Source organism: Thermococcus sp. (assembly GCF_027011145.1).
GTDB lineage: Archaea > Methanobacteriota_B > Thermococci > Thermococcales > Thermococcaceae > Thermococcus.
Genome location: NZ_JALVAO010000070.1, coordinates 25500 through 46471, shown reverse-complemented (window position 1 = coordinate 46471; position 20972 = coordinate 25500). Strand labels below are relative to the sequence as shown.

Sequence of the window (20972 nt, the reverse complement as noted above, 5' to 3'; positions counted from 1 at the left end):
TAGCTCATTCTGTCGGATTCAGGCGTTACGGTGTACGCCTCGCTCAGAAAGGTTTCAATTCCCCTCTCAGTAAAGTGCTCCAAATCCGGGCCGAGGATAACGCTAACGGTTATTTCTTTTCTGGAATAATCCGGTCTAAGCTCCTCGGAAAGGTATTTTCCCTCCTTTCCAGTCAGGATTGAGTATCCAAAGGTTAGTTCATCTCCCTCCTTTAGTGGCCTTCCAAGCCCAGCCCTTGGATAGGCGGAGCAACTCCCGAGTAATTTTTCGCACTTTATTCCGCCAGCGAAGGCTATGTATCCGTAGAGGCCCGTTTTCAAGGCCCCAACCTCAAGGACATCGCCTCTCTTGGCCCAGTGGCTCGTCCACGGCTCAACAGGAACGCCGTTGAGCCTCAAATCAACGTCCCCGGCGACGGCAAAAACCGCAGAAGACTTGAAGCGAAGAGCCGGCCCCCTGAGGAGAAACTCTAAAAGCGGAGCGTCCCCGGGGTTTCCGACGAGGTAGTTGGCAATCCTCGCGGAATAGTCGTCCATGAAACCGGAAACCGGGACACCGAGCTTTCTATAACCTGGCCTTCCAGCATCTTGAATCGTCAGCAACGAGGGAACGCGGAGGAGCTTAATCAACGCCTTCACCCCACTCCATAAACTCGCTTTCATCTATTGGTACGAACTTCACCCTATCACCTGGCCGAAAGAGGGTCGGAGGGTCTTTTGCCGGGTTGAAGAGCCTCAACGGCGTCCTCCCAATGAGTCGCCAGCCGCCGGGGCTTTCGAGCGGGTAAATTCCGGTCTGCTTTCCAGCTATCCCAACTGAACCCGCTGGAACTTTCAAGCGGGGTTTTTCTAAGCGAGGTGTCGCTATCCTCTCGTCCATTCCGCCGAGGTAAGCAAACCCTGGGAGAAAGCCAAGGAAGTAGACGCGGTAGACCGGCCTCGAGTGAATCTCGATAACGTCATCAACGCTCAAACCGTTGTATTTTGCAACGAACTCCAAATCCGGGCCGTATTTGCCACCGTAAACGACGGGAACTTCCACAAGTTTTCCCTCAAAGCGCTCTGAGGCAATCTCTATTCCCTCAATGGCCCGCTTAACGCTCTCGAAGTCCACCAAAGTGGGGTCATAGATTACCGCGAGGGAAGAATATGCAGGAACAACTTCGACGAGCCATTCAAAGTTAGCCTGCTCTATGGTCCTTGTGAGAGCGTGAACCTTTTCGTTTATTTCCTCGTCTATGGTCTCACCAAAGGAAATCAGAAGGGCGGAGTCACCGAGGGGTTTGATTTTCATGGTCTCACCGAACGATTTCTATCATCGGAACTATTTTGACGCCTTCTCTTTCGAGGACTTCTCTAACGTGCTTTGCTATCTCCACAGCCTTCGGATTGTCGCCGTGGACGCAGATTGTATCTACCTTCAGCTCGATCCACTCGCCGTTTATCGCCTTAACCCCGCCATCTTTGACCATCGAAACAACGCGCTCCGCTATTTCTTCCTTATCGTGTATTACCGCCCCGGGTTTGGAGCGTGGGACGAGCGTTCCGTCCGGGTTGTAAGCTCTATCAGCAAAAACCTCGTGGGCAACATTAACGCCAAGCTCTTCCGCTATCTGAGCGGGCCGTGAGCCGGAGAGCGTTACGAATATCAGGTTCCTATCGAAGTCCGCTATCCCCTCTATCACCGCCCTGGCCAGTTCCTCTTCTCTCACAAGGGCGTTGTAGAGTGCCCCATGGGGCTTGACATGCTGTAGCTCAACCCCCTCAGCTCTAACAAAGGCGTAAAGCGCCCCAATCTGGTAGAGGATGTAGTTCCTCGCCTCCTCCGGTGAAAGCTTCATGTATCTCCTTCCAAAGCCAAGCAAATCCGGATAACCCGGGTGCGCACCAACGGCAACGCCCTTCTCCTTTGCGAGCCTCACGGTTCTCCTCATCACCAGCGGGTCGCCGGCATGCCAACCCGTCGCGACGTTCGCCGAGCTTATGAACTTCATTACCTCCTCATCGAGGCCAAGCTTATAACGGCCGAAGCTCTCCCCCAAATCGGAGTTGAGGTCAACCTTCATGTTCCCACCGCATTCCTTTCGACGGAAATCTAAAAAAGGGTTTCTCCAAGTTAGGGCCATGGGAGGAAAAGTTCAGGTAATAGACACGGCCATCTTTATACAGGGTGTTGATGTTGAAGGCGTAACCACTCCAAAGGTCGTTGAGGAGGTAAAGGACCCGGAATCAAAGCTTTTCCTGGAAGGATTAATCAGCGCGGGCAAGGTTAGGGTTTTAGCCCCATCGCTAAAGAGCATCGAGGCCGTTAAAGACGCCGCGAGAAGAACGGGCGAGCTGAACGAGCTGAGCGAGGCCGATGTTGAGGTTCTCGCGCTGGCCTACGAGCTCAAAGGAATCCTTCTCACCGACGACTACAACCTCCAGAATATAGCCAGAACTCTTGGCATAGAGTTCAGAACACTAAAGCGGGGCATAAAAAGGGTAATCCGCTGGAACTACGTCTGCATAGGGTGTGGAAAGCACTTTAGGGAGATGCCTCCAGAAGGAGTCTGTCCCGACTGCGGAAGCCCTGTTAGGTTAGTTCCAAAAAGAAAATCTAAGAGAGCTAAGAGATTCTGATCGTCTTTATTTCAAAGGGCTTCAGTCTAATTTTCTTCCCTGTTTTCCCAATACTGTTTACCTCAATCATGTCGAGCTCAGTTCCCTCTTTTGGTAGAGTTACCTCAATTTCTTCTCCCGATGGATTATAGAGTCTCAAAATGTATCCATTGTTGTCTTCAGCTTTTTTCAGTGCCCCTACAACTGCGTCGGTTTTCATGAAACTGAACTCCCCAGAACAACGGTCTTTCTTCGTTTTGACGACTCTCAGCTTAGACCATACTTCTAAAGCCCTCTTGTACACTTCTCCATCAAACCAGTCTCCTTTATGTGGATAGAGGTAATAGGTAAATTGCCCCTTTCCTATGTCACTCCAAGGGTTGGGATAAATAGGGGATTTCAGTAGACTCAGTCCAATCTTTGAATCCCAGTTTGAATATCCGTGGCGAGAGGTACATATGATTGCAACTCCATATTCCCCATCGCACACGTCAGCCCATCTTAATGCAGGAACTTCGAATTTTGTTTGTTCCCATGGTGTGTTTCTCACGGCAGGCCTTTCTATCACTCCGTAGGGGATGTCGTAAAAAGAGCTCCAGTTGTGAGTGTTGAAGTTGAACCATGCTTTAAGTAGAACCTCTTTGTCGTTCCAATCAACTTCTGTCTCGAATTCGAGGAGTTTTGATTCCTTGCGAAGCTTTATTAGCTGAGTTACCAATGAATTTCTGTATTCTTTGACAACTTTTACTACTGCAATAAGAGGGCTCTTATAGATTATCTTTGCTTTTTCTCTTGTTTTTAGTTTCTCTCCCTGAATCAGAAAGTCTTCATTAACATCCCATGCGTCCCACATTCCGGGTGTGTCCACGTGGGCCATGATGACATTGCTTGGACCTCTTAGGGCTTCTCTTTTGTTTTCTTTGTCGTATAGTGATACTAGCTCTCCGTCTTCGTTAATCACAGCTTTTAAATATTCGTTCTCAAGGATTATTGTATCGCCATTATTCTTGACTGTGACCCCATTTTCTGAAGAAATAGGTCTAAAGGGTTTCCATCCCATCGGCGAAGCTTCCACAAGATAATGTTCCCCATTAACTTCAATAACTTCTCGTCTTTCCCATGGAAGATCGTTAAAGACCAGAGAACAACCGCTGTTTTCAGCAATCGTTAGTAGTGAACTTTCTATTATTCTTTTCCCTTCTTGAATTATCTTTTCCAGATCTTTGGTAGCTTCTTCATAGACCTCCCTTATTGAAGAACCCGGAAGGACATCGTGGAATTGATGCAATAAGACCCTCTTCCACATTTCCTCAAGCTTCTCTTTTGGGTATTCAAGTAATCCCAGCATCTCGGCGATTGAACTCCAAATTTCTGCACTTCTAAGAGTTGACTCGGCGGTTGCCATTAATTTTTTCATCCGGAGGTTTGTTGTGTATGTTCCCCTATGCACCTCGACATAGAGTTCACCTTCCCATACTGGCATCTTTTCTGTGCATGATTTAAGCTCTGAAATGTACTCTTTTTCTTGGCCCTTTGTTATTTTTGGAATATATGGAACTTTGTTCATGTATTTCATCATTTCAACCATTTCCCAGGTAACTCCTCCCCCACCGTCACCATATCCATAGGCATAGAGTAGAAACGGGACCTCATATTTGTTTTTGTATCTTTTCCACTGTTTATACAAGCTCTTGGTGGTCATTGAAGATTTGTAACTCATCATAATGTGAACGGGAATCTCTGTTCCGTCAATTCCCCTCCATATAAATGCGTGATATGGGAATTCATTCCTCTCATTCCAGAGGAGTTTATACGTTGCGAACATCTCGATTCCGCTCTTTTTCATTATCTGTGGCAATGAGGCTGAAAAACCAAAGGTATCTGGAAGCCAACCTATCTTAGAAATCCTACCAAATTTTTCAAGGAAGTATCTTTGGCCGTAGAGAAACTGCCTAACGAGAGATTCTCCATCTATTAGCTGAACGTCACTCTCTACCCACATTCCTCCGGCCAGTATCCATTTTTCCTCCTCTACGTACCGTTTAACCTTTTCAAAGAGCTCCTTGTCCATTTCCTCGAGCCATCTATAATATTGTGCTGAACTCTGAATGTACGTAATCCCATATCTTCTCATTAGCCTCTCCATTGTTGAGAAAGTCCTCAGGATTTTCTGTTTTGTCTCATTGTATGGCCAGAGCCATGCTGCATCGATATGAGAATGAGCAAAAGCGTAGGCTTTACCTATCTTTGGAAATGCCCTTCTCAGCTTCGCCAGGGCCTTTTCTAACTTTTGGAGGATTTCATTAATTTCTTCTATGTACTTTTCTCTGCTTTGGTTTGGAATATCATCGAATATTCCCTGCATGATCCCCGTTCCATAAACTGCCGAAAGAAACATGTAGTCGGGTCTAACGTCTCTCGTGTCGAATCTACCTATTTTGAGCTCTTTAATCCCTAAACCGCCATCGTACAGAAGCATTCTAAGAAGGGTGATCTGTTTTATGTTGGGAACACTTTTAACTCCTATGAGAATATCGGAGAGTTCTTTTATAAGGGCCTCCCTAAGGTCATTTTCTTCCAGCACCTCAATAAAACTGACCAAATCCAGTAATCTCTGGGCTAGAACGTAAGGTTCCCACATAATCCCAATGAGCATTGCGTAGTCAATTTTAATTCTCCACTTGTGATAACCGAACATTGTTAGCGGTGAAACCGTAAGTTCGAGCCTATGTTTTCCGGGACGTATTGGGATGTACGTGTGGACGTCATCGATAGTCCCATAAGCCCTTCCATCAAGTCTTACCAGAGCGTTTCCTTCCATCGAGACTTTCAAAAACCATTTAAGGTCATCATTGGGAACGTTGATTTCCCTGGAAAACAGAAAAAGATCTCCGGGAAATGCCTTCTGTTGAAAAGGCAATGTGATCTTGGCTCCCTCGAATTCCCATATATCCAGGGGCTTGTATCTTACGATGGAACTTGCCATTAAATCAAATGCTTTTCTCTCAATCTCTGAGAGTCCCATCATATCTACCACTCTCCAAAGAGAACAGACTATCATTCCACTCGGCTCTTCAAAAATTTTCTCTCACAACCTTAGGTATGGTATCACCTCGTCGTAAACCTCGCTCCAGTCAACAATGCCTACCCTTCTTTTAACGCCCTTCTGAATCAGCCTGAGAATTTCATCAACGACTTCTTCGGGCGTTTTTCCCGTCGTGTCTACCTCAATAACGTTCTCGTTCTCCTCGAGGGCCTCAACAAGGATTACATCAACGAGCTCGGCCTCAACGTTCTCCCCAATTTTCTCCTTTGAATAACCCCTGGCTTTCAACCTCTCGCCTACAAGCTTTGGATGGGCGCGCAGAACCACCACGAGGTCGGCCTTGAGAAAGTGGCTCAAGTGACCGTCAGCGATGACGTTTTTTCCGGCGAAGTCCCTCTCGAAGTTATAAGCTAACTCGTCCACCTCAACCTCCAGCTCATCGCCTTTCATCTCACCGATTCCCCTTTCCATCGCGTAATCCCTTAAACTAACGTATTCGTAGCCGAGCTTTCTTGCCAAAAGCTTTGAGACTGTCGTTTTTCCAACCCCGGGAGTTCCGGTTACCGCTATTATCATACCAATCCCCGGAACTCTTACGCTAATCTTTTAAAAAGCCTGCTCCAACATCGAGGCATGTATGAGTTCACCGAGGACTTCAGGCTAAGGAAGATAACGAAGTACGAGCTCGATGGAGTCGATGAGAGAGAAGATTTGGTCGTTATTCCGCCCTCTAGTAAAGCCGGTCCCTGCGGGAGCTACTGCCTCTTCTGTTACCTTCGTCAAAATCCAAAGGAGATGATTTACAGGGTTTCCTTCCATGATACGCTCAACGACCCCGAACTTGAGAAAAGAATCGCCTACGTGAGCGAACACTACCCAGAGCTCTGGATTCGGGTTACAGACACGGCCGGAAACGTCGGGCTCGATGAGAAGAGAATTGAAAGCCTCCAAAAAGCAGGTCTCGATGAGATGCAGATTTCGGTTCACACAACAAAGAGGGAAAAGCGGATTGCACTCATGAGGAGCCCCCTCGCCGGTAAGCTGATAGACCTTCTCCCGCTGGTTGCCAGGACTTTCCGGGTCATAGCGGACATAATCCTCACCCCCGGCTACAACGTTGACGACATCGGGGAAATAATAGGGGATTTGGCCTCGATGGAAGTTGCCGAAGTAAGGCTCTTCCCGGTCGGTGTAACGAGGTACAACAGGGACGTCAGGCCATTAACGGGGGAAGAGCTCGTCTTCGTCAAGGAGACTGCACTCGAAGCTGGAAAGGAAACGGGAATAAAAGTTGTGATTCCACCGATTTTCAAAGCCCTCCTCGGCGAGCTGAGGCTCGAAGTTGGACCCTTTGAGATAGAGCCGGCCATAAAAACTTACATCCTCACAGGCGAGCTGGCCTACCCCGAGCTGAGGAGGATATTTCCAAAGATTCCTGTCATCGCCGTTAAAAACGAGTTCTTCGGCGGGAACATCGGAACCGCCGGACTGCTTACTGGCAGAGACGTATTGAGAACCGTTAGAAGCCTTCCGGAGGTTGAACTCGGTCTTATTCTCCTTCCGGAGCTGATGTTCTACGGGGATAGAACGCTCGACGGTTACACTAGAGAAGAGCTGATTTCGAGAATCCTCGTGGAGAAGGGGTATATGGTCGAGAGCGCCCTTGAGCCCGGTGAGATACCAAAAATATTGGAGAGCGTGGGGGCAGTTTAGCTGTAGACGTCAACGACTATCCTGTAGGGGTTCTCAAGCGTGAAGTCTTTGTAGCCCTGATATGGATAGCCAAGTGCCAGAACCACGTAGACAGTCCCCTCATACTCCGTTGCATAGATGTAGGGCACACTTGAGGAGCCCGTTTCAGTATACTGCCACGTTCCATCGGAATTCCAGCCCAGGTCAGCGAGCGTTGCGTTTGGAACCTCGATGACAATGTAATAGCCATAGTAGTAATAGAACGTCTCATACTCTGTGCTCTGGCTTACGTCAAGTACAACTCTGAAGTAGTCCCCATGGTCTGCAAACCTTATATCCGTCACGGTCGGCAGTGGGTCGTGGACTGGAACGCCGAAGTACCTCTGGACTCCATGAAGAATCGCGTAAGCATAGCGCCACTGATAGTTTTCGTCAGTTATTATTCCAACATCATAAGTGTTGGTCACAAAACCCGTCTCGATGAGGATTGCCGGCATTGAGGTATATTTGAGAACGTAAAAGCCAGCCTCTTTAACACCCCTGTTCTTGAGAGGTATAACTTTGGCGATTTCTTCATCAACGTAGGTTGCCAGCTCGTTTCCCTTTGTTGAACCGTAGTAGTGATACACCTCAAACCCACTGGCCGAGGTGTCACTGGCCGCGTTGGCATGTATGCTGATGAATATGTCGCAGTTGTTTGAGTTGGCTATTTTGACCCTATCCGAGAGTGAAACGTAGTAATCGCCGTCCCTAGTTAGGACAACCTTTGCTCCGTCCTCTTCCAGGAGCTTTGCAACCTTGAGGGCTATTGCAAGGTTAATGTTCTTTTCCTCAACGCCATTGGCAACTGCTCCCGGGTCACTGCCTCCGTGCCCAGCGTCGACACAAATAGTATGCCCACTCAGGTCTGTCTGGACTGCACCAACATAACTTGCACTGAAAATCGGCACGGCAGAGAGCAGGAGGAGGAATATTATCAGGAGACTAAACCTCCTCATAAGGGACACCTCCGTTGGTTAGTGTCAATAAAAGAGCATTCTTGTTTATAAGTTTTTTCAAAAGTTGTTGATTGTCCAACGCCCCGGACAGGCTCGGCGCTCATAGGGTATATCATCGCCTTTACTCATCCCGTCTTGGATTCCTCACAGCCCGTCCGGGACGGCGTCAGGGCCAGTCCTCGTCATCAACATCAGTGCAATTCGCTGTCATCATCCGCGTTTTAGCCTTGGAGGTAGTAGGATATAAGCTTTCTCAGCTCTATATTCCTGTTCGGGGGAAGCCTAAGGAAGCGCCTCAGCTGGTTGTTTTCGGCTATTAAACCTGAGAGTTCAATTGCCAGGATTTTGTTGTCCTCGCTCAGACCGTATGCCTTATACCTGAGCGGGGCGTATTCCATCTCAAGTTTCCAGACTTTTCTTTCGAGTTCCTTTACTTTTTCCTCAAGTTCTTCGAGGTCTCCCCGGGGTTCTTTGAACTCCCCCTTCAGTGCAATCTCAACCACTCTCTCAGGGGAAAGGCTGTAGCGCTCGGCAAGCTCTTCAATTCTCTCCCACAGAGTTTCGTCAAGCTCCACCTCAATTTTTCCAAAGCCCCTATTGGGTTTGATAAGGAGCTTCATTTTCGTTCACGCTCCGTGAACAATTTGTTCACAATTTGTGAATCTGGCCTGCCTTGTTCCGCTTTTCCTCTAGCTTTGCCCTGAGCTCCTCGTTTTCCTTTCTCAGCTTCTTCTTTTCAGCCATCATCAATCCCTTGTCCCTTAGCGCCTTTTCGTAGAACTCCCTGAGCTCTTCAATCTCGGAACTCATCTTTTCCAGCTTTTCTTCAAGTTTTGCAATTTTTTCGCGGAGAAACTCTTCCCTCTCGGCCTTCAGGGTTTCTTCAACTTTTGGGAGGCTTTCTTCGATGAGCGAAACTATATCCTTGTTTTTAACATTCTTGAATTTTTCCCTATCAAGCATTATGACAACACTACTCATCTTTTTCTCCGCTCCATCTCCGTTTTTCGGTCGTAGCAGAGAATGTAAAAGGCCAAAAGCCCCTTCCACTTCCCGTATGGTTCTATAATCCCCCGAACGTCCTTTTCTCTGACTTCCTTCAGGCGCTTTCCGAAAATCTTTGCTATTCCTCTCCTGAGACCAAGATCACCGGCTGGATAAACGTTTCTCCTCAACCCATAGGCCAGAAACAGCTCCGCGGTCCACTTTCCTATGCCCCTGAATTTGGTGAGGTATCCGATTGCCCTATCTATTTCCCAGTCCCAGAGTTTGAGGTTCAGCCTTCCCTCAAGGTAAAGTTCCGTGAGGGACTTTATGTAGCCGGCTCTATAACCAAGCTTTGCCTCCTTAAGCCTTTCACCCAACTCATTAATTTTCTCCGCGGTGGGAAAGAGGTAGAGCCCTTCAACCGGTTCTCCAGCCAGCTTGACGAGGTTTCCAATCGTCCTCTGGGCGAACTCGAAGTTAACCTGCTGTTGGGCTATAACCTCGACAAGGGCCTGGTAGGGACTTGGGGAGGCAGGAGCACTCAGTCCATAAAACTCCTCAATGAGAAACTCAAAGGGCGAATCGCTTATCTGGGCATAAAAGGAGTCCAAATCCGTGTTCAGACCTAAGATAAAGATTATTTTCTTTCTAGCTTCCTTTCTCTCGGCCCTGTTCCAGTCTTCAGGAAAGTGAAAGTCCCCATCGTAGGCAACTATCCCGGCCCTTCCGCTTTCCAGCCTGAGGGCCTGATAGAATGTCCCGTCCTTAAAGGCCCACGTGCCATTTCGTATCATTTCTCCGCTCGTCTTCCCGATGTCAACCCCAGCCATCGGTCCAGCCTTACGGGATTTTTCCTTATATCCCTTAGGGTCAAAACCCACAACCTCTTTCCATCTGAGGAACGTTTTATTTCAATCTCTCCCCTTCCCTCGAGGTAGAGCATGGCTTCCTTTACGGCCTCAGGTTTTAGGCCGAGTTTTTTGACGGCTTCCCAGAAGGGCTCTTCATGGGAGAGCTTTGCCACTTCCCTTATGAGGTGGTTTGCAAGTTTAGCCTTCTCCCCATTTTTTGCAATGCGAAAGCGCTTGTAGGTTTCGACGAGCATAATCGTGCTTAGTGGCTCCACGTATAAATGGCTTTCCTAACTCCCGTTGGGGACAAAAGGCTTTTAACGTTTGAGTGGTATCTAGGAGTGATGAGACTCATGAGGCGCGCCCTGCTGATAGTTCTGATTGCCCTGTTGCTCATTCCCCCAGTATCTGCCCAGCGGGAGCCCCAGAAAGTCGTCTACGTTGGCAAGATAGACGGGACGATTACCCAGTACACCGCAGACCAGTTCGCGAGTTACATAAAGACTGCCGAGGAGCACAACGCCGAGGCGCTCATAATAGAGCTAAACACCCCCGGTGGCCAGGGAGATGCCATGATGAGAATAGTCTCGCTAATCCAGAACTCAACAGTTCCAGTTATAATCTACGTTTACCCCAGAGGAGCGATAGCGGCATCAGCCGGCACGTACATAGCGATGGCTTCTCATCTGATAGCGATGGCCCCTGGGACGAGCATAGGGGCCTGCGAGCCTATACTCGGCTACGCCGCCAATGGCAGTATAATACGCGCTCCCGCGAAAATCAGAAACTTTTACACAGCATACATGCGTTCTCTTGCAGAAGAAAGCGGAAGGAACGTTACCGCCGCCGAGAAGTTCGTCATGGAGGATTTGAGCCTGACCCCCGAGGAGGCCCTGAAGGCCCACGTTATAGAGGTTATCGCGGATAGCGTTCCCGACCTTCTCAAGAAGGCCAACGGCATGAGGACGAAGATTCCCGTTGCAGGAAAAGGTTATGTCCCATTCAATTTCACCAACGTTAAGGTCGAAGAACTGAGCCCCTCTATCAGCTACAGAATAGTCACGTTCCTTGCGAATCCCGCGGTTTCGTACCTTCTATTCGTCGTCGGAATGCTCGGACTAGTCTTCGGGTTCCTGACGCCGGGATGGCACGTTCCCGAAACCCTTGGAGCGATACTCCTCGTTCTGGGTGTAATCGGCATGGGTTACTTTGGCTACAACGATGCCGGCCTTGTCCTAATAATCCTCGGAATGATTTTCTTCATAGCGGAGGCGCTAACTCCGACCTTCGGTCTTTTCACAATCGCCGGACTGGTCAGCTTTGTTTTGGGAGGGCTACTGCTCTTTGGCAAAGGAGGGGGTGTTTACCTCGTGAACTCATCAACCTTCGAAACCCTCAGGATTGCCATAATAGTCACGGGTGTTCTGCTGGCGCTGTTCTTCCTCTTTGGAATGGCGGCAGTGGTCAGGGCCCACCGTAGAAAGCCTGAAACGGGAAAGGAAGAACTCATCGGGGAGATTGGAAAGGTCGTTGAAGACCTAACCCCAGAAGGAGTCATAAAAATCCACGGAGAGCTCTGGAAGGCTGTCTCTAAGGATGGGTCTCCCATTAAGGTCGGTGAAATGGTTAGGGTTGTTGAGATGAGGGGATTGACGCTCGTCGTCGAAAAGGTTAGGGGTGGTAATTGATGGCGGTTGGGACAATAGTTTTGGGAATCGTTTTGCTTTTTGTCTTGATTATACTGGCCAGTGCCATAAAAATAGTCAAGGAGTATGAGAGAGCCGTTATCTTCCGTCTCGGTAGGGTCGTTGGAGCAAGGGGCCCTGGTCTGTTCTTCATAATCCCGATTTTTGAAAAGGCCGTTATAGTTGACCTCCGTACCAGAGTCCTCGATGTCCCGGTTCAGGAAACCATTACCAAGGATAACGTTCCAGTCAGGGTCAACGCCGTTGTTTACTTCCGCGTTGTTGACCCGATTAAGGCCGTAACTCAGGTCAGCAACTACATAATGGCCACCAGCCAGATAGCCCAGACAACATTGAGGAGTGTCATAGGTCAGGCTCACCTTGACGAGCTCCTCAGTGAGAGGGAAAAGTTAAACCTACAACTCCAGAAAATCATTGACGAGGCAACTGACCCGTGGGGAATAAAGGTCACAACCGTGGAGATAAAGGACGTCGAGTTGCCAGCGGGAATGCAGAGGGCTATGGCGAAGCAGGCTGAGGCCGAGAGGGAGAGAAGGGCAAGGATTCTCCTTGCTGAGGCGGAGAGACAGGCCGCCGAGAAGCTCCGTGAGGCCGCTGAAATAATCAGCGAGCATCCCATGGCGCTCCAGCTTAGGACTCTACAGACAATCAGCGACGTAGCCAGCGATAAGAGCAACGTCATCGTCCTACCACTCCCGATGGAGATGCTGAAACTTTTCCAGGCCGTCGGTGATGCTGCTAGGGCATATACTGCCAAAGTTGAGGGAGAAGCCGGTAAAAAAGCTGAATGAACATCTTTGACAATTTCTTCCTTTTTATTTCTACCGTAAAAGCTAAAAGCATTTGTTTCTTAAGCGATAATCGCAATATACAGTAGGCCTTAAATTAGTGCATGCCTATCATGATTTTACCGGAGGTGTCGGCTTTGGAAGGGCGTTCAATAGTTTTTGCATCTGGAAAGGGTGGAACGGGTAAAACCACAACCGTTGCAAACCTCGGTGTTGCATTGGCCCAGTTCGGCAAGGAAGTAATTCTCCTCGATGCAGATTTGACAATGGCAAACCTTAGCCTCGTACTTGGAATGGAAGACATTCCAATCACACTTCATGATGTTCTTGCTAGAGAAGCCGATCTTAAGGACGCTATCTACGAGGGACCTGCTGGAGTAAAAGTAATTCCCGGTGGACTAAGCCTCGAGAAAGTCAAAAAAGCTAAACCCGAGAGATTAAGGGAGCTCATGAGAGAGATCAGCCAGATGGCAGATTTTGTCCTTATCGATGCCCCCGCTGGACTCGAGATGACCTCAGTTACAGCGTTGCTTATAGGTAAGGAACTCATAATCGTCACGAACCCAGAAATCTCTGCGATCACAGATTCTCTCAAGACTAAGCTCATAGCAGAAAAACTTGGAACACTTCCTCTCGGTGTCGTTCTCAACAGGGTCACCAACGAGAAGACCGAGCTCAGCAAGGAGGAAATCGAGGCTATCCTTGAGGTTCCTGTTCTAGCGATGATTCCAGAGGATCCGGAAGTTAAGCGTGCCTCTGCTTATGGTGTGCCACTCGTCATCAAGAATCCAACAAGCCCGGCAGCTATTGCTATCAAACAGCTCGCGGCCAAACTTGCGGGAATTAAGTGGAAGCCTCCCGAGCCGGAGAGCCCAATTAAGAGGGTCTTCAAGGCAATATTCGGGGGGAAGAGATGATGGCGGAGATAATTCTTTATGGGCTTGTTATAATCCTTTTCATTCTAGTAATAATCCTAGCGATACTTTACATCTCAGCAAAAAACAACCCATACTATGTGGTTTATGACGAAGAAACTAAATCTGCTCTAAAGAGACGAGTTATGAGCCTCAAGGAGGAGCTTGAAGGAGAACTAGAGCAGTTTGATGTTGAAGACTGGGAAAAAACGCTGGAAGAGTCAATAGATGAGGAAGTTAGAAACCTTTGATATCCTATTTTTGTTGTTTAACTTATTGTTACTAAATCTTTATCGGCCGTTAAATTTTAAAACATAAGTTGTGGTTTCTATTCTGGAGGTGGGGGGCGATGAAAGCGAAGCTGGGCTACAAAAATAAGCTTGTGGGAATAGTAGGGGAGGAAGTTTATGTGTTTGATGGAAAGCTGTATACCGCCCCCCTTGGAGAGGTTGTTAGGTATTATCTGTTTGGCTCTGGTGTTCTTCCACAGGCGATTCGAGAGATCAGTAAAGATGTTATTCGATTACTTCTTAAAACCGGTGACTTCGAGACAGTCGTTCATTCAAAAGTCCAATACGGAGAGAGCTTGTCTGAATAATTCTACACGTCTCTGCTTATTGTTCAGTTTTGTCCGTTATTCTTTTGGCTTGCTTTTCTCGAAAACATTTAAGTAAGTTATGAAAGAAAAGATAAATTCACCGGGGGTGAGAGAATGAAAGCGAAGGTAAGAATCCTCGACCTGTACAGCGGTAGATATTCGGTTCTCATAAACGAGGAGGACGCCAAAGAAGCAAAGCTCCATCCAGACGACCTCGTGAAGCTCGAGGCAGGCAAGAAGACAGTTTATGGAAGCGTTGTAATAAGCAACTTAGTTGGCAAAGGTGAGGTTGGCGTTAGTAAAGACATCTTAGAGCTCCATAATTTCTCTGAAGGAGAGACAGTTGCCGTTATTCCTGCCGGAACACCGGAGAGCGTCCGTTATATAAAGAAGAAGATGCATGGTGAAAAGCTGAGGAAGGTCGAGATTGAGGCAATAGTGAGGGACATCGTTGACAGGAAGCTCCGCGACATAGAGATTAGTGCTTTCGTGACCTCCCTTGAGATAAACGGTCTCGACATGGACGAGATAGCGGCCCTGACAATAGCAATGGCAGAGACCGGTGACATGCTTGACATCGACAGGAAGCCCATAATGGACGTCCACAGCATTGGCGGTGTCCCCGGAAACAAGACCAACATCCTTGTCGTCCCGATAGTGGCCGCCGCTGGTCTTACAATACCCAAGACCAGCTCAAGGGCAATAACAAGCGCCGCTGGAACTGCCGACGTCGTTGAAGTCTTCGCCAACGTCAGCTTTACGCTCGACGAAATAAAGAGGATAGTGGAGAAGGTTGGAGCGTGCCTCGTCTGGGGCGGAGCCTTGAACCTTGCTCCCGCTGACGATATAACAATAAAATCAGAACGTGCTCTCAGCGTTGATCCACCTGGTCTTATGCTAGCGAGCATAATGTCAAAGAAGTATGCCATGGGAAGTCAGTACGTGCTCATCGACATCCCAACGGGGAAGGGAGTTAAAGTAGAAACTGTTGATGAGGCTAGAGCACTTGCAAGGGACTTCATAGAGCTCGGTAAGAGGCTCGGCCAGTACGTTGAGGTTGCCATAACCTACGGTGGTCAGCCGATAGGCCACACCGTTGGTCCCGCCCTCGAAGCTAGAGAAGCTCTTTCCGCCCTCATGACCGGCAAAGGCCCCGGAAGCCTTATAGAGAAGGCCACCGGTCTGGCAGGAATCCTCCTTGAGATGGGCGGTGTTGCCCCGGCAGGGATGGGCAAGAAAATGGCCAGGGAAATCCTTGAGAGCGGAAAGGCCTGGGAGAAGATGAAGGAAATCATCGAGGCCCAGGGCGGAGACCCGAACATCAAGCCCGAGGAGATACCGATTGGTGACAAGACCTACACCTTCACCGCCCCGACGAGCGGTTATGTAACGGCAATAGACAACAGGGCGATAACGGCAATAGCGAGGGCCGCGGGAGCGCCGGAAGACAAAGGTGCTGGCCTGGAGCTCTACGTTAAGGTTGGTGAGAAGGTTAAGGAGGGCGACCCGCTATTCACGATTCACGCCGAACACGAGGCGAGGCTCGACCAGGCCATAGTCCTTGCGAGGAGAACGGAGCCCATAAGAATAGAGGGGATGGTTCTCCAGCGAATAGGGAACATCTGAGGCCTTATCCTTTTAGTTTTTCTAGCTCTTTCAGGAACTCTTCCCTTGTCAGGCATTTTTCGTTCCTCTTAAGTTTCACTGCAGCAACCTTGTAGTTGCCCTTCCCTACGAACCTGCAGATTTTTTCAGGATCATCAACGAGCCTCGCAACCGCGTAGGTTATACCGTCTCTCTCTATGTAGTCTATGACCGTGTCCTGGAAGCCGGTGAAGATAACGACACACTTCCTGTTCGGGTTAAAGGGTTTTAAGTCCTCGTCAATCGGGGGAAGTTTCTTGACGACGCATTCCTCCGGAAAGTCGTGGGCCTTAACGCGCCTTACCAGTTCCGGCATCTCACCGGTTTTCTCGAACCTCTCCAGTTCCTCCCTTGAGATTTCAACGGGTTTCGGCGAGTAGCAGAGGAACTCTTCGTCGTGGAACATTATGTAGGTCCCATCCTTGAGAAACATGAAGGCTATTCTCTCCCTTGGGAGGTCAAAGATGTAACCGGATTTGCTCTTCTTCACCTGATACATGGCACTCACCGACTGTCGCTTGACGGGTGTCATTTATAACCCTTTTTGGTCATTCCTGTTTAATCTTCTCCACGACGTGGATGTTCTCTATCCTCGTCACTGGATACTGGCCGTTTTCATCCTTCTCAACGGCCTTGACCATGTCCCATATCGTAAGGAGCGCTACGCTAACGCCCGTGAGGGCCTCCATTTCAACACCTGTCTTATAAACCGCGCGAACCTCGCAGGTGGCCTCGATGTAGTTTTCGCCGAACTCGAAGGTTATGTCTACTCCAGTTAAGGGTATCGGGTGACACAGGGGGATAAGCTCTGGTGTTTTCTTCACGGCCAGAATCCCCGCTATCTGTGCGGTCGCTATCACGTTGCCCTTCTTCGTTTTTCCGGCCTTTATGAGCTCGATGGTTTCGGGCCTGAGGTAGATTCGGCCCTTCGCTACGGCCTTTCTGAAAACCTCCCTCTTGTGTCCAACTTCAACCATTTTAACGCCTTTTTCGTCAACGTGAGTGAGTTTCATCTTTATTCCCTCCACCAAAAACTCAATCAAAATCCTTAAAAGTCATGCCTCACCTATTATAACACAATTTGATTATTTTAACTACCTCCGGGGTGTTCCTGAATGAAAGAAGCAATAGTAGTTCAGAGACTTACAAAGACTTATGGAAACTTCAAAGCCGTGGATAACCTCAGCTTTTCGGTATTTGAAGGCGAAGTCTTCGGATTTCTCGGCCCAAACGGTGCGGGTAAAACCACAACGATTCTCAGTATGCTTGGCATAATTATACCCGACAGCGGGACGATTAAAATACTAGGAACGGACGTTATGAGGGAGCCGATAAAGGCTAAGGAGAGAATAGGTTACCTCCCAGAGAACGCCACCCTTTACGGTGAGCTAACGGCTTGGAAAAACCTAGAATTCTTTGCAAACTTCTACAGGATGGGGAAGCTGGAAAGAGAAGAAAAAATAACCGAGGTGCTCAAAACTGTGGGTCTCTGGGAAGTGCGTTATAGGCCCGTTAAGACCTTCTCAAAAGGAATGAAGCAGAGACTGTTACTGGCTCAGGCGTTAATAAACGACCCCGAGCTTTTGATTTTAGACGAACCCACCAGTGGTCTAGATCCCGAAGGCGTTCATCTCGTAAAGGAGGTCATAAGGGATTTCAGAGAGAGCGGAAGGACAGTTTTCTTCTCAAGCCACGTTTTGAGTGAAGTGGAGGAGCTTAGCGATAGGGTGGGTATAATAGTTGAAGGAAAGCTTAAGGCTCTCGGACCGCTCGATGAGATAAAAAGGCGCTTTATGAGTCTGGAAGGCTTTGAAATAGTTGTTGAAACCAAAGAGAAGCTACCAGAAATTGAACACAATGATATAACTGAAATCAAGCTGATGGCTCCGAACAGGGCAATAATCTTCGCCCGCTCCGACATAAGGGAGTGGCTTTCCCGTTATCTTGCCTCCAGAGGAGTGACGATAATGAGTCTCGAGATTAAGGAACCCAGCCTTGAGGACGTTTTCTTGAAGACAATATACAGGAGGAGTGAACGATGAGGCGCTTTTTCGTCGTGTTGCTCCTTTTCCTTCTGATAGTTCAGACTGTAAGTGCACAGCCTTACGTAACTGTTTTTGAGAGCAGACTCGCACCTGGACAGATGCTTAAGGTTGAAAACTACACGATAACCATAGTTCAATCCATAAACGGAAGTCCCTACCTAATGCTGAAACTGGGGAATGATATCGTTGGCCTAAAACCCTTCTCCTTTGGCTCACTGATGGAAAAAGACGGCATTAAAATCCTCATGGGCAGTTATACAGAGGAAGGAGGATTTCTTGTAGTCTCTGTGAAACCAAGGTTCCTCACTTCCCTAAAACCCGAAATCGGGGCTAGAGCTAGCGTCGATGGCGCAATCATTGAGGTTGTCGGTGTTGACAACCACAGTATGGAGGTATCCATAAATGGAACGCTGAAATCCGTTCAGACAAACAAAACCTTAATCTTTGGAAAACTTGTCCTTGAGTACAATGGAACAGTTCTCAGCATCTACGCTATTCCAGAAGTTTCCGAAGTAAAAAATCCCCGCTATGTGGTATTTTGTCCTTACGAGGACGTTGTGGTTTCCGGGCCTTTTGACGTTCCCATAACCGTTGAAAGCCTCTCGGAGGAGGAGCTAACTCTTAATCTCAGCGTGTTCTTACCCCCCAACTGGAAAGCAGGGTTTTTTTATAATGGCGTCGAAGTCTCTAGAATATCGGTCCCCCCAAAGGGAACAATTACACTAACCCTTCACGTTGAACCCTCTTCCAATGGAACCCTTCAATTTTCGGTTGGAGACTTTCTTGGAAGAATCCACGTGAGATATAGGGGGATAGAGGTTTTAATACCCTACAGAGGCATTGAAGCGGAGGCGGGAAACGTAATTCAGATTCCTATTTCCTTTGAGGGCAATGGTATTGTCGAGTTCTCCACCTTCAACACCACTCCCGGCTGGGATGTTTACCTGAAAGCTGGAGGATACAGGGTCAGGACTTTTGAGGTTGATGGAAGCTCTACAGCAACGTTGGTGGTCTCTATTCCCAGGAACGCGACGCTTGGCGACCACAAAATTGGCTTGTTAATTAACGGAAAGCCATATTTTCTTAACATCTACATCTACAAAACTTACCTCGGCCAACCAGCGAAGCTTGTGGTTGTCTTAAGGGATGAGAACGGCAACCCCGTCAGGGGATGGGTTTCCATAGCCGGGAAGAACCTTACGGCATCGCCAGCCGGTTCGGTCAGCTTTGAGTTGAAGCCCGGGCAATACACGTTGATAGCAGGATGTGAGGGTTGCTCCCAGAAAACCGAGAAGTTGAAGCTATCCGACGGAGAAGAGAAAACACTCGAGATCACACTCCAGCGGGCCGACTATTATTTCAAGATCGAACTAGAAAGCGATGTGGTAACACTAAAGCCCGGGACTGGGGGGAGTACAAGAATAACAATCCAGAACCTTGGCTCGAAGGAGGATAAGTACACGATAACCGTTGAGGGGCTTCCTTCGGGATGGAACTATTTGATCAGCCAAGACCCGAGGGGAGAATCTCCAGTTGAGAGCATTAAAGTGGGAAGCGGTGAAAGCACCACCCTGTACCTCATTATCATACCTCCTTTCAACGTTGGTTCAGAGGAACTTAAGGTCAAAGTCGTTGTCTCTGGAAGAACCCTTAGGAAAACTATTCCCCTTACAGTTCGGGTTGAAAACCCTGCGACACTCACACTAAACGTCGATAATCCCCTGCTTACTGTTAGAGCGGGTGAGACAACCGCGACAGCGCTTTGGGTTGACTCCGACGGCCCGGTCACAAACGTCAAGTTCAGCGTTCAGGCTCCAAACGGCTGGGATGTGGAAGTGGTTCCCCAGATGATACCTCGCGTTGGTCCTGAGATGAATGGAAACGTTGTGGTTTCCCAAGGTCCTGTAAGGGCAGAGGTTAGAATAAGAGTTCCCAAATCAACGCCCGCAGGAACCTATACTGTAACTATAACGGCCGCAGGCGACCAAGCTAAGACTCAAACCGTAATAACAGTCAGGGTAACCCAGGGTTCCAGTGGGGCATGGGTAGGTATCGTTCTCCTCATCGCGGCGTTTGGAATAGTTGTATGGCTGATGAGGAGGGTCGGCAGGAGATGAGTTCAATCTTGAACATAGCCCTCAAGGAACTGTACGTTTCGGTGAAAAGCAAGAGGTTCAGCGTGACAATTTTTATCTATCTCCTGATTTTTGCTCTAGCCGTTTACTCGACCAAGGACTACCTGATACAGATGGGAACGCCGAGGGTTAGCTCCAATAGCTTTCCCCTCTGGGGCGTTGAGGGAAAGATATACCAGACCCCCTTTGCGATGCTCTTCATGATAAACATGACGATAATCAGTGTTCTCGGGGCCGTTCTGGGAGCTGCCCTAGGGGCTGATACTGTAAACAGGGAAGTTGAAAGTGGAACAATCAAAGTCCTCCTCGGCCATCCAGTTTACAGGGACGAGATAATCAATGGCAAGTTCTCGGGGATGGGAGCGCTGATAGCCTTAACTTACATCGTCTCCTACGTTGTTATGGTTGCGGTAATGCTCATCCTCGGCATACCCCTGGACGGCGATTCCCTCTTGAGGGGCTTTGTAGCGATGCTAGTGACGATCCTATACACCTTCGTTTTTCTCTCCATTGGATTACTTCTCTCGACCCTCTCAAAGAAGCCAGAAACATCGATGCTCATAGGAATTGGTCTAGCGATTTTTCTAACCATCTTCTACGGCATAGTCGTTGAGATAATAGCGCCGAAAATAGTCGGTCCTGAGCCTCCGTGGGGGACGGTTGCCCATCAACTCTGGCAGGAAAAGCTCAACCTCTGGGTTTCAAGGCTTCATTCAATAAATCCAACCCACCACTACGTCCAGCTCGTTGGCTACATCTTCGCCGGGGATGAGTTCACAAACTATTACGTACCCCTCGGCGATTCATTCACCTACGGCTTCAACAACCTAGCGGTTCTTCTGGTGATGTTGCTCCTGCCCTTTGCCCTCGCCTATGCCCGCTTTTTGACCAGCGACCTCAGGTAGTCTTTTCAATTTTTGCACTAGGGACCCCTAAAATGTCGATATGCCTGGAGAAAAAAGCAATGA

The 20972-nt window shown here is 48.5% G+C and carries 23 protein-coding genes; 11 read left to right on the top strand and 12 right to left on the bottom strand.

Annotated features, from left to right (window positions below):
• The 3 genes from MVG27_RS10150 to MVG27_RS10140 form a co-directional block, all read right to left on the bottom strand.
• Positions 1-629 (bottom strand): biotin-dependent carboxyltransferase family protein (locus MVG27_RS10150; RefSeq protein ID WP_297556609.1); only part of this gene is annotated, 629 nt, incomplete at its 3' end.
• Positions 622-1293 (bottom strand): 5-oxoprolinase subunit PxpB, encoded by a 672-nt coding sequence (pxpB, locus tag MVG27_RS10145; RefSeq protein ID WP_297556607.1) that lies wholly within the window; start codon positions 1291-1293, stop codon positions 622-624. The genes pxpB and MVG27_RS10150, both read right to left, overlap by 8 nt.
• Before the next feature lie 4 nt (positions 1294-1297).
• A complete protein-coding gene (locus MVG27_RS10140; protein WP_297549346.1) occupies positions 1298-2065 on the bottom strand; it encodes a 5-oxoprolinase subunit PxpA in 768 nt (255 codons plus the stop codon).
• A 58-nt stretch (positions 2066-2123) separates the two neighbouring features.
• Between MVG27_RS10140 and MVG27_RS10135 the strand changes: the two genes are divergently transcribed.
• Entirely contained in the window at positions 2124-2621 is a 498-nt protein-coding gene (locus MVG27_RS10135; protein WP_297556605.1) for a type II toxin-antitoxin system VapC family toxin, read from the top strand.
• On the opposite strand, the gene MVG27_RS10130 is transcribed toward MVG27_RS10135, so the two are convergent.
• Together MVG27_RS10130 and MVG27_RS10125 are read right to left on the bottom strand one after the other, a co-directional pair.
• Positions 2608-5625, bottom strand: a complete 3018-nt coding sequence (locus MVG27_RS10130; RefSeq protein ID WP_297556603.1) for an alpha-mannosidase — start codon at positions 5623-5625, stop codon at positions 2608-2610. The two genes, MVG27_RS10135 and MVG27_RS10130, sit on opposite strands and share 14 nt — an antisense overlap.
• Before the next feature lie 63 nt (positions 5626-5688).
• Positions 5689-6222, bottom strand: coding sequence for an adenylate kinase family protein (locus MVG27_RS10125; protein WP_297551077.1), 534 nt, complete (start codon positions 6220-6222; stop codon positions 5689-5691).
• A 57-nt stretch (positions 6223-6279) separates the two neighbouring features.
• On the opposite strand from MVG27_RS10125, the gene MVG27_RS10120 reads away from it, so the two are divergent.
• A complete protein-coding gene (locus MVG27_RS10120) occupies positions 6280-7359 on the top strand; it encodes a DUF512 domain-containing protein (protein WP_297551079.1) in 1080 nt (359 codons plus the stop codon).
• Here the strand turns inward: MVG27_RS10120 and MVG27_RS10115 are convergent.
• The 5 genes from MVG27_RS10115 to MVG27_RS10095 all read right to left on the bottom strand — a co-directional run bounded on the left by MVG27_RS10115 (position 7356) and on the right by MVG27_RS10095 (position 10428).
• Entirely contained in the window at positions 7356-8336 is a 981-nt protein-coding gene (locus tag MVG27_RS10115; RefSeq protein WP_297551081.1) for an N-acetylmuramoyl-L-alanine amidase, read from the bottom strand. The two genes, MVG27_RS10120 and MVG27_RS10115, sit on opposite strands and share 4 nt — an antisense overlap.
• A gap of 221 nt (positions 8337-8557) precedes the next feature.
• Positions 8558-8956, bottom strand: a complete 399-nt coding sequence (locus MVG27_RS10110) for a hypothetical protein (RefSeq protein WP_297551083.1) — start codon at positions 8954-8956, stop codon at positions 8558-8560.
• 28 nt (positions 8957-8984) lie between these two features.
• Positions 8985-9317 carry a hypothetical protein gene (locus MVG27_RS10105; RefSeq protein WP_297551085.1) on the bottom strand — a complete coding sequence of 111 codons (333 nt, stop codon included), beginning with the start codon at positions 9315-9317 and terminating at the stop codon, positions 8985-8987.
• On the bottom strand, positions 9314-10153 hold the full coding sequence (locus MVG27_RS10100) for a DNA-3-methyladenine glycosylase (protein WP_297551087.1): 840 nt from the start codon (positions 10151-10153) through the stop codon (positions 9314-9316). The genes MVG27_RS10105 and MVG27_RS10100 overlap by 4 nt, the downstream gene beginning before the upstream one ends.
• A complete protein-coding gene (locus tag MVG27_RS10095) occupies positions 10114-10428 on the bottom strand; it encodes a hypothetical protein (RefSeq protein WP_297551089.1) in 315 nt (104 codons plus the stop codon). Before MVG27_RS10095 ends, MVG27_RS10100 begins: the two co-directional genes overlap by 40 nt.
• Positions 10429-10518: 90 nt before the next feature.
• On the opposite strand from MVG27_RS10095, the gene MVG27_RS10090 reads away from it, so the two are divergent.
• From MVG27_RS10090 to MVG27_RS10065, 6 genes are all read left to right on the top strand, one after another.
• Positions 10519-11862, top strand: a complete 1344-nt coding sequence (locus tag MVG27_RS10090; RefSeq protein ID WP_297556600.1) for a nodulation protein NfeD — start codon at positions 10519-10521, stop codon at positions 11860-11862.
• Entirely contained in the window at positions 11862-12671 is an 810-nt protein-coding gene (locus tag MVG27_RS10085) for a slipin family protein (protein WP_297551091.1), read from the top strand. Before MVG27_RS10090 ends, MVG27_RS10085 begins: the two co-directional genes overlap by 1 nt.
• A gap of 134 nt (positions 12672-12805) precedes the next feature.
• Positions 12806-13585 (top strand): cell division ATPase MinD, encoded by a 780-nt coding sequence (gene minD / locus MVG27_RS10080; protein ID WP_297551107.1) that lies wholly within the window; start codon positions 12806-12808, stop codon positions 13583-13585.
• Complete coding sequence (locus tag MVG27_RS10075) at positions 13585-13833, top strand: hypothetical protein (protein WP_297551109.1); 249 nt, start codon at positions 13585-13587, stop codon at positions 13831-13833. Before minD ends, MVG27_RS10075 begins: the two co-directional genes overlap by 1 nt.
• Positions 13834-13931: 98 nt before the next feature.
• The gene (locus MVG27_RS10070; protein ID WP_297551093.1) at positions 13932-14180 is read left to right on the top strand and encodes a hypothetical protein; all 249 of its coding nucleotides are present in this window, start codon (positions 13932-13934) and stop codon (positions 14178-14180) included.
• 114 nt (positions 14181-14294) lie between these two features.
• Positions 14295-15806, top strand: a complete 1512-nt coding sequence (locus MVG27_RS10065) for an AMP phosphorylase (RefSeq protein WP_297551095.1) — start codon at positions 14295-14297, stop codon at positions 15804-15806.
• Positions 15807-15810: 4 nt separating this feature from the next.
• Here the strand turns inward: MVG27_RS10065 and MVG27_RS10060 are convergent, their stop codons facing one another.
• A complete protein-coding gene (locus MVG27_RS10060) occupies positions 15811-16323 on the bottom strand; it encodes a hypothetical protein (RefSeq protein ID WP_297551111.1) in 513 nt (170 codons plus the stop codon).
• A 49-nt stretch (positions 16324-16372) separates the two neighbouring features.
• A complete protein-coding gene (gene moaC / locus MVG27_RS10055) occupies positions 16373-16837 on the bottom strand; it encodes a cyclic pyranopterin monophosphate synthase MoaC (RefSeq protein ID WP_297551113.1) in 465 nt (154 codons plus the stop codon).
• Between the two features lie 102 nt (positions 16838-16939).
• Between moaC and MVG27_RS10050 the strand changes: the two genes are divergently transcribed.
• From MVG27_RS10050 to MVG27_RS10040, 3 genes are read left to right on the top strand one after another with little or no spacing between them, the layout of a single operon-like run.
• The gene (locus tag MVG27_RS10050; protein ID WP_297551097.1) at positions 16940-17866 is read left to right on the top strand and encodes an ABC transporter ATP-binding protein; all 927 of its coding nucleotides are present in this window, start codon (positions 16940-16942) and stop codon (positions 17864-17866) included.
• Complete coding sequence (locus tag MVG27_RS10045; protein WP_297551099.1) at positions 17863-19986, top strand: NEW3 domain-containing protein; 2124 nt, start codon at positions 17863-17865, stop codon at positions 19984-19986. Before MVG27_RS10050 ends, MVG27_RS10045 begins: the two co-directional genes overlap by 4 nt.
• Entirely contained in the window at positions 19956-20909 is a 954-nt protein-coding gene (locus MVG27_RS10040) for an ABC transporter permease (protein ID WP_297551101.1), read from the top strand. The genes MVG27_RS10045 and MVG27_RS10040 overlap by 31 nt, the downstream gene beginning before the upstream one ends.
• Positions 20910-20972 lie beyond the last annotated feature (63 nt).